Source organism: Candidatus Hydrogenedentota bacterium, from assembly GCA_018005585.1.
Classification (GTDB): Bacteria; Hydrogenedentota; Hydrogenedentia; order Hydrogenedentales; family JAGMZX01; genus JAGMZX01.
Map to the genome: position 1 here is coordinate 39,709 of JAGMZX010000005.1, position 16,623 is coordinate 56,331.

Below are 16,623 nucleotides of genomic sequence, written 5' to 3' on the forward strand. Positions count from 1 at the left end.
CAGGCCGGCCCCGGCGTATCGCGACAGCGATGGAAACAGGTATATTGTGAAACGGAGGGAGTCACGCGCGTTCCCTGTGACCAGTCTGTCCCGGGGGCGCCCCGCGCTGACGCATCCCAGCCCCGGAGAAGCCGTCACGAATGCCGAACCCCCTTGACAGCCCGGAAATGAAGCGCGGCGCGCAGGAAGACGCTTGCGCGGAGACCCGCGCGCGAGAGCCGCGCGCCGCGCGCCGGTTCGAGGCCGGCGCGGGACTGCTGCTGCTCGCCGGAATCGCTTTCTTCTGGGCGTTCGCCGGCCTCGAGGCCTACCGGCCCCTCTTCCAGACCGTCCACGGCAACGACCCGGTCGGCTACTATTCGTGGGTGCACTCGCTGTGCTTCGATGGCGACCTCGATTTCGAAAACGAGTACCGGGCCTTGAACAGGGGCCGGCCTCTGGCCGCCATCACATGGGCAAACCCGGACGCCCCGCGCACGCGCACCGGGCGGCTGCCCAACTACTTCGCCATGGGCCCCGGGCTTCTCTGGGCGCCGTTTCTGGGGGCGGCTCATGTGCTGGCGCGCGACCTGGGCGGCGCGCGGGACGGTTTCTCGCAGCCGTATCACATGGCCGTCTTCCTTGCGCTCACCTGCTACGGGCTCGCGGGGTTATTGCTCATGTACGCGGCGCTCCGCACGTGGTTCGGGCAAATCGTGAGCGCTGTCGCGGCGCTGGGCGCATGGGGCGCTTCGCCCGCGCTCTACTACACGTTCCCGCTCACCGCCAGCGGGCATGCCTGCTCCCTGTTTGCCGTGTCGCTCTTCCTGCTTGCCTGGGCGCGCCTGCGCGAGCGCGACGGCGCCTGGGCATGGGCCTGCATCGGCCTGACGCTCGGAATCGCCGCGCTCGTGCGCTGGCAGGATGGCGCTTTCGCCGTGCTGCCCGCGCTGGACCTCTGGGCGCGGCGCGGCACGAAAGGCGCGCGGCAGACCCTCTGGCTGGCGGCGGGCGCGGCCGCGGGTTTCGCACCGCAGATGATCGGGTGGTTACTCGTCTTCGGAACGCCGCTCATATTGCCGCAGGGCCGCGGCTTCATGCACTGGACCAGCCCGGATGTGCCTGCTTTCTTCTTCTCCCGGGCGTACGGGCTCCTGACGTGGACGCCGTTCTGCGGCGTCGCGATGGCCGGCCTCTTGTTCGCGCCCAAAGGACGCCGCGCCGCATTCGCGGCGATGGGCGCGGCGCTGCTGGTTCAGGTTTACGTGAACGCGTGCCTGTATGAGACCGGCTGGAGCTTCGGCATGCGGCGCATGGTCAATTGCACGCCGGTTTTCGCCGCGGGTTTCGCCGCATTGTTGAACCGGTTTCCGGGGCGGCGGCTCAGCCTGTCGCTGGCCATTGTGTTCGCCGTGGCCTGGAACGCCCTCACCATTCTTCAGTACGCGGGATTCGTAGACGGCGTCTACGTGAACCGCGCGTTCCGCGAAGTGGCCCGACAGCAGGGAGTCGCGGTGGAAACCTTGAAGGACGGCGCCGTACTGCCGGACGGCACGCGCTTCGATGCGTTCGCCGTGGCTCTGCGGCACTGTTTCCCGCGCGGCGGCGGTCCCTCGTTGCGCCAGCTGTACTGCGACAAGGGCCTTGTCCTTCACGCGCTCGCCAGCCGCATGCTGTCTCTCCCGCCGCCTGAATGAACCCGTCGCGCGGCCTTTACGTGCGCGCCGGCGCATCCGGCTTCCGCATGCTCAGGAAATTCCGGATCATCTGCTTGCCGTTTTCGGTCAGAATGCTTTCCGGGTGAAACTGAACGCCCCAGACGGGATGCTCCCTGTGCGCCACGGCCATGATCTCGCCTTGGTCCTCGGTCTCGGCGGTAATTTCGAGGCAGGCCGGACAGGTCTCGCGCTTGATGATGAGCGAATGGTAGCGCGTGGCAATGAACGGCGAGGGCACGCCCTTGAAGAACACGTTGCCGTTATGCCGTATGGAGCTGACCTTGCCGTGCATGATGCGGCCCGCGCGCACGACGTCGCCGCCGTACGCCGCGCCGATGCTCTGGTGGCCGAGGCACACGCCGAGCACCGGGAATTCCGCGCCCAATTCCCTGATGACCGGGACGGACACCCCGGCCTCGTTCGGCGTGCAGGGGCCGGGCGAAATGACAATGTGGTCCGGATTCAGCGCGCGCACGCCCGCCACGTCGATCTTGTCGTTGCGAAATACGCGGATGTCTTTTTCTATTTCGCCGAAGTACTGAACGAGGTTGTAGGTAAACGAATCGTAGTTGTCGATGAGCACGATCATGATTCGAGCCCTTTCTCTGCGAATTCGACGGCCCGAAACAGCGCTTTCGCCTTGTTGACCGTCTCCTCGTATTCGCGGTCCGGGTCGCTGTCGTAGACGATGCCCGCGCCGGCCTGCAAATGCGCCACGCCGTCCTTGACGACCATCGTCCGGATGAGGATGCACGTATCCATGTCCCCGCCGAAACTGATATAGCCCGCGCCGCCCGAATAGGGGCCGCGGCGCACGTTCTCGAGTTCGTCAATAATCTCCATGGCCCGGATTTTCGGCGCGCCGCTCACGGTGCCCATCGGGAACGTGGCTTCGAGCGCGTCGAAGGCCGTGCAGCCGCCTTTCATGCGGCCCGCCACCTCGCTGACGATGTGCATCACGTGCGAATACCGCTCGACGGCCATGAACCGGCTCGCGACCGGCGCCACGGTGCCCGGTTCGCTTACGCGGCCCACGTCGTTCCGCCCGAGGTCGACCAGCATGATGTGCTCGGCGCGCTCCTTTTCGTCAGCCATGAGGTCTTTTTCGAGCACGGCGTCTTCAACGGGCGTGGCGCCGCGCGGGCGCGTCCCCGCGATGGGCCGCACCATGCAGGTCTCGCCTTTCACCTGGGTCATGACCTCGGGGCTGGACCCAACCAGAGCCGCCTCGGGAAATTGCAGGAGCAGCATGTACGGCGACGGGTTGATGCACCGCAGCGCGCGATAGAGATTGGCGGGGCTCGCGCTCACCGGGCGCGCGAACCGCTGCGAAAGCACGACCTGGAAAATATCGCCCGCGCAGATGTATTCCTTTGCCGCACGCACCGCGTCGCAGAAAGCCTCGCGCGAAAAGTTGGACGCAATCGCCGCGCCTTCACCGGAATGCACGCGCTCGGTGGTCACGGTGAGCGGTCCGCGCAGCCGCGCCTCGAGTTCGTGAATCTTGCGCACGCCCTCGTTGTAGGCCGCCTCCGCGTCGCCGTCCACATGTACGTTCGACACGATCTGAATCTTGTTCTTCACGTGGTTGAACACGAGGAGCGTGTCCGTAATCATGAAATAAAGGTCCGGCAGGCCCAGCGCATCCGGGTTCTTGTCCGGCAGCTTCTCGAAAAACCGCACCTGGTCGTAGCTCATGTAGCCCACCGCCCCGCCGTGAAACGGCGGCAGGCCGTCCATGGCCACCGGACTGTAACCCGACATGAGCTTCTCAAGTTCGCGCAGCGGATTATCCGATGCGAACCGCTCCTCGACGCCGCGCCGGATAATCGACACGTCGCGGCCGCGGCTCCGGAAAAGGACCGTCGGGTTCGCACCCAGAAACGAATACTGGCCGATCTGGTCCGCCTTCTCGACGCTTTCAAGCAGGAAGGAATACTGCTGTCCCCGCGACGCTTTGAGATACGCCGTGACCGGCGTCTCGAGGTCGCCGAGAATCTCCTGATAAATGGGCACAAGCGCGCCCGGGCGCGCCAATTGTTTGAACGTCTCCAGGTCCGGACGAATCATGACGTATTACTCCCCGGCGACGCCGTCCCCGTCGAGGGTGAGCGTCCCGTCGTTTTCCACGCGCCGGTAGAAACAGCTCGTTTCGTTCGTGTGGCACGTCGGACCGATGGGGTCGCACTTCACGAGGAGCGCGTCGCCGTCGCAATCGATCCGGATTTCCTTTACCTGCAACACGTGGCCGGAAGTCTCGCCCTTGAGCCACAATTTCTGCCGCGAACGCGACCAGAAACAGGCCTTGCGCTCGCGCAGCGTGATGCCGAGCGATTCCCGGTTCATATAGCCGACCATGAGCACTTGGCCGGATTCAAAATGCTGGATCACGGCGCAGATAAGGCCTTTGTCATCGAATTTAAGCAGATCATCCAATTTCACGCAATACACTCCTTTTTCCGATTGCGCCCCACAACACAGACTTCACGGGGGGATGGTACCTGGATTCAAAGAAAGGAATCATTCGGCGCGGTGCGCGCCGTCGATCAGGCAGAATGGGGGTGACGCCATCGACAAGCCTGCAAACTGGCTATCGGCATCACCGTTCCTCCATGCGGCGCAACCATCCGCGCCGCATATCACTTGCCCCTAGTATACGGGGTCCGAACCCCGATAGTCCACACCAATATGCACACCAAGATCCCTGCGCCGCTGATGAGCCGTGGTCCGGTCAGCGCCCCTTTACGTGCAACAGGCGCGTCCATTTCTTGAGCACGCGCACCACCAGATAAACAATCGCGCTGGCGGCCAGAATCACGCCCCAGATGGGGTCCACTTGAAACCGGCCTGAGACGAGAAAGTCGCCCGAGATTTCGAGCGCGCCGAAAACAACAATGATGGCCAGGAATGTGGACTGCTCCCGGCGCAGCAGCGTCCGGAAGGAAAAGGGCAAGTCGGGGGCCCGCCACAGGCGGAAAGAAGGAATCACGGCGGGCGTGCGGCGCGCCCACTCCTCAAACTGAACGCCAAATCGCGCGCGCAGATGCGCCTCTTCGGCCAGCATGATCCGCTCGTAATAGAGTGAGAAGGCCAAGGTAATCAACAGGCTGAACCACCAGACCCGGGGGAACAGGGCCACGCCCAGCCACATGAGGAAATTGCCGAGGTAGAGCGGATGGCGCACGACGGAGTACAGGCCTGTGGTATTCAGAGCCGCGGCGACCTGGTCTTTCGTGTTGCGGCCCGACGTGCCAGCGGGCTTATGCCCCACCACATGCGCGCGGATGCCAAGGCCGAGAAACGATACGGTAAGGCACGTGAAATCCCAGAACTCGTCCAGCATGTGGCTGCCGAAAGGATAGTGGAAACCCTGCATGGCCGGCAGAAACAGGGCAACGACCGCCAACGGCAGATAACTCCGATACCGGAAAAGCCATCCGCCAAGATACTCCATTTCATCGCGAAGGGTCATGGCCTGAACTCTCTGTCCGGCGGGCTTTCGCCGCTCTTACAGCCGCACGGGCACCCCGTGTATTGCGAGATATTCCTTCGCTTGGCGCACGCTGTATTCACCGTAGTGGAAGATCGAGGCGGCGAGCGCGGCATCGGCCTTGCCCTCGACGAGCGCCTCGCGCAGGTGTTCCAGATTGCCCGCGCCGCCGCTGGCGATGACGGGAATGCTGACCGCCTCGGCCACCGCGCGCGTCAGGGGAATGTCGTAGCCAGCCTTGGTGCCGTCCGCGTCCATGCAGGTCAGCAGGATTTCGCCTGCGCCGCGTTTTTCGGCCTCGACTGCCCACGCGACCGGTTCGAGAGGCGTGGGCCGGCCGCCGTCGCGGCCGCCATGGCTTTTCACGATGTAGGCGCCGTTTTCCGTCCTTTTCGCGTCGATGGCGACCACAATACACTGTGCCCCGAAACGGGACGCGGCCTGGGTGATGAAATCGGGGTTCTCTATGGCGGGCGTGTTAACCGAGACTTTGTCCGCGCCCGCATTCAGCAACCGGCGGATGTCTTCGACAGTGCGGATGCCGCCGCCGACGCACAACGGCATGAATGCCTGCTCGGCGGTGCGTCGCACCACATCGAGCATGGTTTCCCGGTTGTCGGTGGAGGCGCGGATATCGAGAAACACCAGTTCGTCGGCCTGTTCCTCGTCGTAGCGCCGGGCGATTTCGACCGGGTCGCCCGCGTCGCGCAGCCCGAGAAAGTTCACGCCCTTCACGACGCGGCCATCGGCCACGTCCAGGCACGGGATGATGCGTTTGGTCAGCATGGGTCTTTCTGTCAGGCGCGGCCGGGCCTCAACACGGCCAAGGCCCCTTGCCGCTGTCTTTCTCTTCTTTTTCAGGTTCGGCGGCGCTGTCGCGCAACGGCGGCAACTCGCCCGCGTCAAAAGTCATTTCCGCGAATTCCTCGGGGGCGCTGGCGCATTCCGGCTCGAACGGGCGCAGTGGCGGCAATGTCTCCACCCCCGCCGGCGGTTCCGCTTCGGCTGCCTCTTCCGCAATCGGCACGGCCTCGGGCAGGTCTGGCTCGAACGCGGGCGCTTCCGCTTCCACCGCCGGTATGCGCACATCGGGCGTCTCGGCAAACACGGGCCCCAGCGCCTCGACGCTTTTCTGCGACGCATCCTCCATGAGCGACTTGCAGCCTTCCTCGATGTCAATCGTGAAATCCTGCACGTTCAGGTCCACGGACACGACCTCCTCCATCCCCAGAAAGTTCATGGCCGCGTCCGCGATATATTCGCTCACCCGCTGCGCAATGGCGCGCGCGCGCTGACGCGGCAGCTTGTTCAGCCGCGCATCCGCCTTGATGACCATGTGTTGCCCGTCGGCGGACGGCACGATGTCGATCGTGCATCTATCCACCTCTGGCATGCGGTTCAGCATCCTGGTGATCTTGTAGTACGTCGAATCCAGTTGAATCGTGACGTTGCCACGCCCGCTGAAAAACGTGATAGAGCGGCGCGGCCCCACGCGGGGCGCCGGGGCCAGTCCGATCAGGCCGAGTATCGTAATGGCGCCGCCGATGATCAGGCCGAACAGCCGCTTCTCTTCCGGCGCGTCCGGCACGGCCGCCCAAAGGCTGTTGAACGTATCGCGCACTTGCTGCACGCCGAAGTTGTAGGCGAGGATAAGCGCCCCGCCCACCACGATGAGCAGCAGCAGCAGCCGGGCCACCGACCATTGCAGCGTTCTCATGGCCGTTCTCCTTCAGGTTCGCCGCGACGTCATCCCTTGGGTTGGATGCATACGTCGACGGTCTCCACCACGCTTTCGGGCCGGTCCCCGACAGTTTCCACCACCACGTCTTGCACGCGCCCCGCCAGCGCCAGCACGTTCGCGCCCGGTTCCGTGATGAGCCGCACGTCAAAATGCAGCCGGCCTTCCCGGGCCGGCCGGACACGCACGCCGGGAACGCGCCGCCCGAGCAGCCACCAGCGCCGTGCGCCGCCGAGCCGGGCCACGCCGTCCAGCTTCGTCAACCGGGTCCGAATACGTTTCAACAGTATACGCATCGCTTGCCGCCGTCCTACCGGATTCCGTTCAGGTGTTCGCCCACGAGGTCGGGCCCCAGGTCGCCGCGCCGGAACCGCTCGCTGCGGATGAGCCGCGCGCAGAACCGGGCCGTAGTGTCGATGCCTTCCGTCTCGAATTCGCCAAGCGCGCCGCTCAGCCGCGCAATGGCCTCGTTCCGATCGCCCCCGTGGGCTATGACCTTCGCCAGCAGCGCGTCATAGTAGCGCGGAACCTCATACCCCGCGAAGATGTGCGTATCCACCCGGATGCCCGGGCCGCCGGGCAGCCGGCATTGTCTGATCTTGCCCGGGCTCGGGATGAAGTTCATGTCTGGGTTTTCCGCATACACGCGCGCCTCGATGGCCGCGCCCCGCGGCCTGACCCCGTCATGACCGAGCGGTTCGCCCCGGGCAATGCGGATCTGTTCGCGCACCAGGTCGATGCCCGTCACTGCTTCCGTAACCGGGTGCTCCACCTGGATGCGCGCATTCAGCTCGATGAAATAGAACGTGCCGTCCGGGCTGAGCAGGAACTCGACCGTGCCCGCGTTCGTGTAGTCGACCGCCCGCGCAGCGCGCAGCGCCGCAGCGCCCATCTCCGCCCGCAGTTCAGTCGTAAGCACGCTGCACGGCGTTTCCTCGATAAGCTTCTGATGCCGCCGCTGGATGGTGCATTCCCGCTCGCCCAGCTGGATAATCTTGCCATACTCGTCGGCCAGCACCTGGAACTCGACGTGGCGCGCCCCCTCGATGTACTTCTCAAGATAGACGCCGCCATTGCCGAACGCCGCCTGCGCCTCGGTCGCGGCCAGGTCCAGCGCTTTCTTCAGGTCCGTGTCGTTGCGCGCCAGGCGCATCCCCTTGCCCCCGCCGCCCGCCGCCGCCTTCACCAAGAGCGGATACCCCACCTCCTTCGCAATCTCAAACGCCCGCTTCGGGTCATCCACCGTACCGTCGCTGCCCGGCAGGATCGGCGTGCCCGCCGCACATACCACCTGGCGGCAGGCGGACTTGTCGCCGCTGAGCGTGATGGCTTTCGCGCTCGGGCCAATGAACCGGATATTGCACTCACGGCAGATGCTCGCGAACTTGGCGCTTTCGGACAGGAACCCGTAACCGGGATGGATGGCGTGCGCGTCCGTCACTTCCGCCGCCGAGATGATACTGGGGATGTTGAGATAGCTGTCCGCCGCGGAAGCGGGACCAATGCACACGGACTCGTTCGCCAGATGCGTGTGCAGGCTGTCGCGGTCCGCCTCGCTGTACACCGCGATCGAGGTAATACCCATCTCGCGGCAGGCGCGGATGATGCGGACGGCGATTTCGCCGCGATTGGCTATGAGTACGCGCGTAAGCATCGGGTGTCAGGCTAACGGCCGCACGGCAAACAAGGGTTGTCCGTATTCGACGGGATCACCGTTTTCGACCAGGATTTTCTCGATAATGGCAGGGAATTTCGCGGTGACTTCATTCAGGATTTTCATGGCCTCGACAATACACACGACTTGGTCCGGCTCGACCGTGTCGCCGGGCAGCGCGAAGGGCGGTTCGCCTGGCGCGGGCGCATTATAGAACGTGCCCACCATCGGCGAATCAATCGTAACGAGGCCCTCTTCGGCCAGCACCTCCTCAGGAAGAACCGGGCCGGGCCGGGCCGCCTTGTCCGCGGGCGCCACGCCCTCATGGGGCGCGGCATGAACCACCGGCGCAACGCTGCCGCGCGCGAGCCGGATGCGGCGCCCGTCCTCCTCCACCTCAAGCTCCGTCAAGTTCGCCGCGTCGAATACGCGGATGAGCTTTTCCAGTTCGTCAAAATCCACCCGAGGTCCCTCCTTACGGGGGCTGCGGCGCCGCCGTTCAGGCGACGCGCTCAATATACGCGCCCGTCCGGGTGTCCACACGCACCACTGCGCCTTCATTAAGGAACAGCGGAACCTGAATGACCGCGCCCGTCTCGAGCGTGGCCGGTTTCGTGCCGCCTGCGGCACGATCGCCCTGGACGCCCGGGTCCGTTCGGACGATGACCAGTTCAATGAATGTGGGCGGCTCCACATGGAGCACGCGCCCATTGTGAAAACTCAACGTTACGTCGGTGTTTTCCTTCAACCAGCGGCTGACGTCTCCCACCGTCCCCGCGTTCACCTCCATCTGCTCGAAACTCTCGCTGTTCATGAAATGGAACAAGTCGCCGTCATTGTACAAGTAATGCCAGGTTTGTTTCTCGATTTCCGCCTCTTCGAATTTCTCGCCCGAGCGGAACGTCTTCTCGATGACCCGGCCCGTGCGCACGTTCCGGAACCGCGTCCGCACGAACGCACCCCCCTTGCCCGGCTTGACGTGCTGGAATTCAACTATTTCCAGCAGATCGCCGTCCAGTTCAATGGTCAACCCGTTCCTGAAATCCGCCGTCGATATCATCCGTTCAACACCTCTAGCCGCTTCGGCGTTCGGCTTAGAATATCACAGCCCTCGCCCGTGATGACCACCAGGTCCTCGATGCGAACCCCGCCCCGGCCCGGCAGATAGATGCCCGGCTCCACCGTGATGACCATCCCTTCTTCCAGCGTCACATCGGACTCCGCGTTCAGGCGCGGGGACTCGTGCACCTCGATGCCCACGCCATGCCCGAGGCCGTGCCCGAAGTGCGCCCCATACCCCGCCTCACCAATAAGATTCCGGGCAATGGCATCCGCCTCACGGCAGGGCACGCCCGGACGAAGTGCTGCCAGCGCCGCCTCTTGCGCGGTCAGCGTGACGCTGTATATCTCCTCAAACCACGCATCCGGCATCGTACCGTATGCATAGGTGCGTGTCAAATCCGAGCAGTAGCCCACGCATCGGCACCCGCAGTCGATCAGCACGATATCCCCCTTCTCCAGACGCTTTTCGCACGGCATTCCATGCGGCAGCGAACTGCGCGCGCCAAACAGCGCGATCGTGTCGAACGACGGCCCCTGCGCGCCCCGTTCCTTGAACGCAAACTCGATGCGCGCCGCCAATTCCCGCTCCGTGACCCCTTCCTGAAGAGCATCCGCCACTTCCAGAACCACCTCGTCCGTCAGCTCCGCCGCCGCGCGGATGAGAGTCACCTCCTCCGGGCTCTTGACCCGCCGCAACCGCGACAACAGACCCGGCTCCGAGCATAACGCGCCGTCAAACGCCTTGCCGACCATGTCCGCCTGCCAGACCGAAAGCACCGTGCCGTCAAACGCCGCGCTGGCGACCCCGAGCGCCTTAAGCCGTTCCCCCACGCGGGTTTCCAGCGTGCCCGCCACCTCATGCACCTCATAATCCCGTACTTGCGCGCCCGCCTGCTCCACGTACCGGAAATCACAAAGGAACAGCGCTTCCCGCGCCGTGATAATCACCGCCGAGGTCGTGCCCATGAACCCGGTCAGATACTGGTTCGCTGGGGGCGACAGGCTGAAAAACGCCTCGTAATGCTCCTCCGCAAGCCGTTTCCGAACCGCTTCGCACCGGTCTCTCATCCAACGGACCTCACAAACGCCATGGCCGCTCCTGGCCGCCGTTCACAACCATCCCGAAACCGCGATCATACGTGCCACGACGCCCCGACACAAGCCCCGCGTATCTGACACTCCCCAGAGTCTTGACCGCCCCTTTGGACTGCGTCGGCTTGCTGTCCCTTTCCTTCCCGGGCGGCTTGCTGCCCTGCTGCCGGCGGGCGGCAGCACGCTGCCCGCCATCAAAGCGCAAGCAGGCTTGCGCGCTCCAAGGCATTGTCTTTTTCGCCAAATGGCAGTATAATAGGTGCAATTTGGCGGTACTTGAGCGAAGAAAGGGCGTGTGTGATGAAGAAGCGGCGGGCGGGCAAGGCAAGACGCGCGCGCATCGTCAGGAATACGGCCGTGAAGCCCGCGCGGTCCGCGGGCGGCAAGAGTCTTGGGCTGCGGCTGTCGGGCCGGGCGGACGCAGTTGTCGTCGTGAAGCGGGGCATCCCGGTTGCGGCCGTTGAGCGGCTCGGGCAAAACCTCGGGGTAACGCTCGAGACGCTGGGGCGGCTCACGAACATTGCGGAACGGACGCTGCAGCGCCGCAGACGGGACAACGCAGGCCGCCTGAAGGCGGACGAGTCGGAGCGGGTGCTGCGCGTGGGGTTGCTGCTGGACCGCGCGGTCGTGGTGCTTGGCGGCATCGAGAACGCCCGCGCGTGGCTGAACGCGCCGTGCGCCGCGCTGGGCGGCGCCGCGCCGCTGTCCTACGCGGATACGGAGCCGGGCGCCCGCGAGGTCGAGGACTTGCTGGGCCGCATCGAGCACGGGGTCTTCTCGTGACGGTCCGCGCGTGGCGAATCGTACAGGCGCATCTCGCGGATACGGCGTTCTCGGGCGAGGGCGCGCGGCTCTACGGGGGACGCTGGAACCGGCCCGGCGTCGCAGTCGTGTATACGGCGGGCAGCCGCGCGCTCGCTCTGCTCGAATTGCTGGCGCACGTGGGCGCGCTGCGCGACCTGCCCGCGTACGTGTGCATTCCGGCGGATTTCGACGAATCGCTCGTCCGCGCGCTCGACACGGCGCGCCTGCCGAGGCTGTGGCGGGCGAGCCCCGCGCCGGACGCGACGCGCGCGCTCGGCAGCGTATGGGCGCAGCGCCTGGAGTCCGCCGTGTTGCGCGTGCCGTCGGTGCTCGTGCCGGAGGAGCACAACTACCTGCTGAATCCGCGTCATCCGGACTTCCGCCGCGTCCGGGCCGGTGCCCCCGTACCCTTCCACGTCGACCCGAGGCTGCGCAGGGCACCCTGACCGCCGCGCGGGCGCTTGTTGAACCCGACATGGCGTTGGTAGGATAGTGGAACCTTGCAAGACACCAAGGAGCGCGCGGGGGAATCCCCTCTTCGTTCTCTGACCACAGCAAATCGAGGCAGGCCATGAAGATCGGCATTATCGGATACGCGCGGTCGGGCAAGACGACCATCGTAAACGCCCTCACGGGCAGCCACGCCGCCGTCGGCGCGTTCGGAAACCGCGACGCGAACGTCGCGGTGATCAAGGTGCCCGACCACCGGGTGGAACGGCTCGCGGAGGTATTCAAGCCGCGCAAGACCGTCCACGCGGAAATCGAATTCGTCGATATCGCGCCGAACGAGGCCGGCGGCGAACAGAAAGCGCTCGATAGCAACGCGCTGACGCTGCTGAAGAACGCCGACGCACTCGTCCACGTGGTGCGCGCCTTCGAGAATGACGCGGTGATGCACCCGCGCGGGTCCGTCGACCCGGTCCGCGACTGCAAGGGTCTCGAGGAGGAACTCCAGCTCAGCGACCTGATCATCATCGAGCGCAAGCTCGAACGGCTCGCGAAGGAAGGCCGCCACGACAAGGAATACGAGTTGATGCGGCGGTGCGCGCAGCACATCGAGGGCGGCGCGCCGCTGCGCGCGCTCGAATTCGCGCCCGCGGAATTGAAGGCGCTTCAGGGCTACACGTTTCTGTCGATCAAGCCGCTCATGATCGTCGGCAATTACGGCGAGGCGCGGATCGGCCAGGATGACCCCGCCGCCTTGCGCGCCCATGCCGCCGCGAACAACTTCACGCTCGTCGAACTCTGCGGCGAGATGGAAATGGAAATCAGCGAACTGCCCGAGGAGGAGCGCGCTGCCTTCCGCGAAGACCTCGGCCTGGGCGAAGAATCGCGCACGCGCTTCATCCACGCCGCATACGACATGCTCGGCCTCATCAGTTTCCTCACCGCGGGCGAGCCCGAGGTCCACGCGTGGACGATCCACAAGGGCACAAAAGCCGTCGACGCCGCGGGCGTCATTCATTCCGACATCCAGCGCGGTTTCATCCGCGCCGAAGTCGTCGCCTACGCCGACCTCATGGATTGCGAAGGATCCCTGCACAAGGCCAAAGAACACGGGAAGATGCGCCTCGAAGGCAAGGAATATGTGATGCAGGACGGCGACGTGGTCCTGTTCCGCTTCAATGTGTGAGCGCCGTCGGCGCCGGCGCGCATCCGCACCGCGCCGTCTCGAACTCCGCGATCAGTACCGGTCCCGCAGCACGCGCGCAACGTCCTGTTCGCCGCCGGCAAAGGGTCCCGGCGTCTCCATCTTGAGCGAGGTGAGCGCGGCGGCAAAACGGCACGCTTCCGCCGCGCTGTGGCGGATCCGCCAGAAGCAGTACGACGCAAAGCAGGTGTCGCCGCGGCCCGTCCGGCCCGAGAGGTTGCGCGGGGTGAAGGGCGCGCGATGGAGGTGCCCCTCCGCGCAGACCAGCACTTCGGTGTTATGCGTGAGCACGACTTCCCGCGCGCCCCACGCGCATAGCGTGCGCGCCGCGCGGTCCCGGTCGGCGAGGCCGGTCAGCGTTTCCGCCTCGACCGCGTCCACCTTGAGATAATGAATGATCGGGATCAGCTCCCGCTTCTGACCCCAGTCGCGGAACGTCATTGTGCCGCCCTCGTTCACGCGCAGGAAGCCTTGCATGTCCGCCGCGACCAGTCCGCGTGCGGCAATGTCACGGACAAACGCCTCGGGAAACTCGCCGCGCATCAATCCGCCCAGATACCAGCAACGCGCGGTCGCGCCCTCCGGCACGTCATCCGCCGCAAACGGGTCGGCCTGGCTGATCGCCTCGCAAGTGCGCCGTTCCCGGTCCGCCGCGTGGTAGGTGTTGCGGATGGACGTCGTGCTGACGCTGGGCCGCGCGACCACGGGCACGTCATGGCGGGCAAACACGCCGAGCGCGGCTTGGTCCGCCTCGTTCAATTTCGTGACGGCGAGCACGCGCGCGCCGGCACGCCGCGCGGCGATGGACCCGTATACGACCGCGCCCCCGGTGGCGTGCTCGGTCTGTTCGGGCGTGATGTTTTCATCCTTGGAGAGATGCCCGAACACAATCAGGTCATACGCATCCATGGGAATCCCTTTGCTGCGAGCGGGAGAAGAAGGCCGACGGCGCGCCATCCCCTCACGAAGATGCGCGCCGCCGGGAACATGCTCGCCTGACCACTACTCGACGAACGTGATTTCCTTGATGACTACGCGAAGCTGCTGCGCACCTTCCTTCGTCGGGACGGTGAACGTCAGGCCGCCGATGGGGCCTTTCCATCGCGGATGCCCCGCAAGCTGGAATTCCCAAAGATACGGATTCTTCTCGTCGGGACGGCCAGCCCGCACCCGGTTACGGCCCGTCATCCATGCGTCGCCTGCCTGGACATCCTTCGGGGTCGCCCAATACAGCATCGGCGCCGCGACCAGGTCCACCGGATCGCGCCCCTTGCCGTCCGCCTTGGGGCTGGTGACCATCATCAGCACGCGCAACTTGCCATATTTCGCGGCGTCCAGCGACCCACCCGCCCAGCGCGGTCCTGCGCCCGCCTGAGCCCCCTCATACCAGGCGCCCTGGAACGTCTTGTTCTTGGCGCCGCCGGGGAATATCCACTGCCACTGCTCGACGGCCAATTTCGAGAAATTCCAACTATTCATAGCAGCCGGAGCGGCAGCGGTTGCACCCTGCGCCGACGGGCCGGGTTGAGTGGGCGTCGCAGGCGCAGGCGCAGGCTTGGCGGGGGCAGGCTGCGCGGGCTCGGGCGAACTGCACGCGCCCAGCGCGAGGGCGCAAGCGACAACGAAAACCATCAAGAAACCCATTCTGTGGAACATGGTGCTCGACTTTCTCCTTATCCGGTATAACCCATGCTACGGCGGAAGCCCGTGCGGGTATTGCACCAACGACCGCCATCGCGCGTCCGTTGACGCCGGCGAATCAAGTATAGCAATTGGGCCGGCATACCTTCCAATCTGCCCGGATTCCCGGGAAAGGGGAATATTAGGGCGTCGGCAGGTTGTTTTCGGGCTAGATTGAGCGCAATCGGGGGAAAAACCGCCACGATGGCCTTCTTAACCCGCTGTCCGCGGCGGTGTTTTTTCTGCGAATGCCGCAAGCCGGACTATAGGACAGGCCACTGGAAGGGAGAAGAGACAATGGCACCGTTGACCCCACCGAAAGGTATCGAGATTCTCGCGCCGGTTGCGCCGGCTCACAAGTCCATCGTGACCCGGGACGCGCTCGAGTTTTTCGGGGCATTACAGCGCGCGTTCAACCCGCGTCGCCTCGAACTGCTTGAAGCTCGCAAGCAGCGCCAGGCGGCCATTGATGCCGGCCACCTGCCGGACTTCCCCGCCGAGACCCGGCAGGTTCGCGAGAACGACTGGCGCGTGTCGCCCGTGCCCGCGGACATGCAAGACCGCCGGGTCGAGATCACCGGCCCGGTGGACCGCAAGATGGTCATTAACGCGCTGAACTCGGGCGCGAAGGCGTACATGGCCGATTTCGAAGACGCCCACACGCCCACGTGGTCCGGCACGCTCGACGGGCAGGTCAATCTGTGCGACGCCGTGCGCGGCGCCATTGCGTTCGAGAGTCCGGAGGGCAAGCAATACAAGCTGAACGAGAAGGTCGCGACCCTGCTCGTCCGCCCGCGCGGCTGGCACTTGCCGGAGAAGCACGTGCGCGTGGACGGCGTGACGGCGTCAGGCAGTCTTTTTGATTTCGCGCTGTACTTCTTCCACAACGCGCAATACCGGCTTGAACACGGCAAGGGCAGCTATTTCTATCTGCCCAAGCTCGAGCACTACCTGGAAGCGCGGCTGTGGAATGACGTGTTCGTGATGGCCCAGGAACTGCTCGGCATCCCGCGCGGCACGATCAAGGCCACCGTGCTCATCGAGACGATTCTTGCCGCGTTTCACATGGAAGAGATTCTGTACGAACTGCGCGACCACAGCGCCGGTCTGAATTGCGGACGCTGGGACTATATCTTCAGCTACATCAAGAAGCTGGGCAAGAAGCCCGAGTTCCTGATGCCCGACCGCGGCCAGGTGACCATGACCGTGCCGTTCATGCGCGCCTACACCTTGTCGTGCATCCGCGTCTGCCACAAGCGCGGCGCGCACGCCATGGGCGGCATGGCCGCGCAGATTCCCATCAAGAACGACCCGGCCGCGAACGAGGCGGCGCTGGAAAAGGTGCGCAAGGACAAGGAGCGCGAGGCCCGCGACGGCCACGACGGCACCTGGGTCGCGCATCCCGGGCTGGTGCAGATCGCCATGGCCGAATTCGACAAGGTGCTGGGCGACAAGCCCAATCAGATCGGCAAGCAGCTTGAGGATATCCCTGTGACCCCCGCCGACCTCGTGCAACCGCCCGTCGGCACCATCACGGAAGCCGGGCTGCGGCAGAACATCAGCGTCGGCATTCAGTACATCGAGTCGTGGCTGCGCGGGACGGGCTGCGCGCCGCTCTACAACCTGATGGAAGACGCCGCCACGGCGGAAATCTCACGCACGCAGGTCTGGCAATGGGCGCACCATCCGGCCGCCAGGCTCGAGGACGGGCGCGCCGTCACGCTGGACCTCGTCCGCGCGCTCACGCAAGAAGAA

The 16,623-nt window shown here is 65.0% G+C and carries 18 protein-coding genes; 5 read left to right on the forward strand and 13 right to left on the reverse strand.

What is annotated here, in order from left to right:
* Positions 1 to 140 precede the first annotated feature (140 nt).
* Positions 141 to 1,676: a hypothetical protein gene (locus tag KA184_01580; protein MBP8128241.1), complete on the forward strand. Its 1,536-nt coding sequence runs from the start codon at positions 141 to 143 to the stop codon at positions 1,674 to 1,676.
* A gap of 16 nt (positions 1,677 to 1,692) precedes the next feature.
* On the opposite strand, the gene KA184_01585 is transcribed toward KA184_01580, so the two are convergent.
* The 11 genes from KA184_01585 to KA184_01635 form a co-directional block, all read right to left on the reverse strand.
* Positions 1,693 to 2,286, reverse strand: a complete 594-nt coding sequence (locus KA184_01585) for an aminodeoxychorismate/anthranilate synthase component II (GenBank protein ID MBP8128242.1) — start codon at positions 2,284 to 2,286, stop codon at positions 1,693 to 1,695.
* Positions 2,283 to 3,767 carry an anthranilate synthase component I gene (gene trpE / locus KA184_01590; GenBank protein ID MBP8128243.1) on the reverse strand — a complete coding sequence of 495 codons (1,485 nt, stop codon included), beginning with the start codon at positions 3,765 to 3,767 and terminating at the stop codon, positions 2,283 to 2,285. Before trpE ends, KA184_01585 begins: the two co-directional genes overlap by 4 nt.
* A gap of 6 nt (positions 3,768 to 3,773) precedes the next feature.
* Positions 3,774 to 4,139 carry a phosphoribosyl-AMP cyclohydrolase gene (hisI, locus tag KA184_01595; protein ID MBP8128244.1) on the reverse strand — a complete coding sequence of 122 codons (366 nt, stop codon included), beginning with the start codon at positions 4,137 to 4,139 and terminating at the stop codon, positions 3,774 to 3,776.
* Positions 4,140 to 4,428: 289 nt separating this feature from the next.
* On the reverse strand, positions 4,429 to 5,169 hold the full coding sequence (locus KA184_01600; protein ID MBP8128245.1) for a DUF1295 domain-containing protein: 741 nt from the start codon (positions 5,167 to 5,169) through the stop codon (positions 4,429 to 4,431).
* Between the two features lie 36 nt (positions 5,170 to 5,205).
* A complete protein-coding gene (gene hisF, locus KA184_01605; GenBank protein MBP8128246.1) occupies positions 5,206 to 5,973 on the reverse strand; it encodes an imidazole glycerol phosphate synthase subunit HisF in 768 nt (255 codons plus the stop codon).
* A 28-nt stretch (positions 5,974 to 6,001) separates the two neighbouring features.
* On the reverse strand, positions 6,002 to 6,904 hold the full coding sequence (locus KA184_01610) for a hypothetical protein (GenBank protein MBP8128247.1): 903 nt from the start codon (positions 6,902 to 6,904) through the stop codon (positions 6,002 to 6,004).
* Between the two features lie 29 nt (positions 6,905 to 6,933).
* The gene (locus KA184_01615) at positions 6,934 to 7,221 is read right to left on the reverse strand and encodes an Asp23/Gls24 family envelope stress response protein (GenBank protein MBP8128248.1); all 288 of its coding nucleotides are present in this window, start codon (positions 7,219 to 7,221) and stop codon (positions 6,934 to 6,936) included.
* Positions 7,222 to 7,235: 14 nt separating this feature from the next.
* Positions 7,236 to 8,579: an acetyl-CoA carboxylase biotin carboxylase subunit gene (gene accC / locus KA184_01620; GenBank protein ID MBP8128249.1), complete on the reverse strand. Its 1,344-nt coding sequence runs from the start codon at positions 8,577 to 8,579 to the stop codon at positions 7,236 to 7,238.
* Positions 8,580 to 8,585: 6 nt separating this feature from the next.
* A complete protein-coding gene (gene accB, locus KA184_01625; GenBank protein ID MBP8128250.1) occupies positions 8,586 to 9,041 on the reverse strand; it encodes an acetyl-CoA carboxylase biotin carboxyl carrier protein in 456 nt (151 codons plus the stop codon).
* 37 nt (positions 9,042 to 9,078) lie between these two features.
* Positions 9,079 to 9,639 carry an elongation factor P gene (gene efp / locus KA184_01630; GenBank protein ID MBP8128251.1) on the reverse strand — a complete coding sequence of 187 codons (561 nt, stop codon included), beginning with the start codon at positions 9,637 to 9,639 and terminating at the stop codon, positions 9,079 to 9,081.
* Positions 9,636 to 10,709 (reverse strand): aminopeptidase P family protein, encoded by a 1,074-nt coding sequence (locus KA184_01635; protein ID MBP8128252.1) that lies wholly within the window; start codon positions 10,707 to 10,709, stop codon positions 9,636 to 9,638. The genes efp and KA184_01635 overlap by 4 nt, the downstream gene beginning before the upstream one ends.
* Before the next feature lie 321 nt (positions 10,710 to 11,030).
* On the opposite strand from KA184_01635, the gene KA184_01640 reads away from it, so the two are divergent.
* The 3 genes from KA184_01640 to ychF all read left to right on the forward strand — a co-directional run bounded on the left by KA184_01640 (position 11,031) and on the right by ychF (position 13,170).
* Positions 11,031 to 11,516, forward strand: a complete 486-nt coding sequence (locus KA184_01640; GenBank protein MBP8128253.1) for a DUF2384 domain-containing protein — start codon at positions 11,031 to 11,033, stop codon at positions 11,514 to 11,516.
* Positions 11,513 to 11,983 (forward strand): RES family NAD+ phosphorylase, encoded by a 471-nt coding sequence (locus tag KA184_01645; protein MBP8128254.1) that lies wholly within the window; start codon positions 11,513 to 11,515, stop codon positions 11,981 to 11,983. The genes KA184_01640 and KA184_01645 overlap by 4 nt, the downstream gene beginning before the upstream one ends.
* Before the next feature lie 125 nt (positions 11,984 to 12,108).
* Positions 12,109 to 13,170: a redox-regulated ATPase YchF gene (gene ychF, locus KA184_01650; protein ID MBP8128255.1), complete on the forward strand. Its 1,062-nt coding sequence runs from the start codon at positions 12,109 to 12,111 to the stop codon at positions 13,168 to 13,170.
* A gap of 51 nt (positions 13,171 to 13,221) precedes the next feature.
* Here the strand turns inward: ychF and KA184_01655 are convergent, their stop codons facing one another.
* Together KA184_01655 and KA184_01660 are read right to left on the reverse strand one after the other, a co-directional pair.
* Positions 13,222 to 14,097, reverse strand: coding sequence for a hypothetical protein (locus KA184_01655; protein MBP8128256.1), 876 nt, complete (start codon positions 14,095 to 14,097; stop codon positions 13,222 to 13,224).
* A gap of 93 nt (positions 14,098 to 14,190) precedes the next feature.
* On the reverse strand, positions 14,191 to 14,667 hold the full coding sequence (locus tag KA184_01660; protein ID MBP8128257.1) for a hypothetical protein: 477 nt from the start codon (positions 14,665 to 14,667) through the stop codon (positions 14,191 to 14,193).
* A 498-nt stretch (positions 14,668 to 15,165) separates the two neighbouring features.
* Here KA184_01660 and aceB point away from each other — a divergent pair.
* A partial coding sequence (gene aceB, locus KA184_01665; protein MBP8128258.1) for a malate synthase A occupies positions 15,166 to 16,623 on the forward strand: 1,458 nt, incomplete at its 3' end.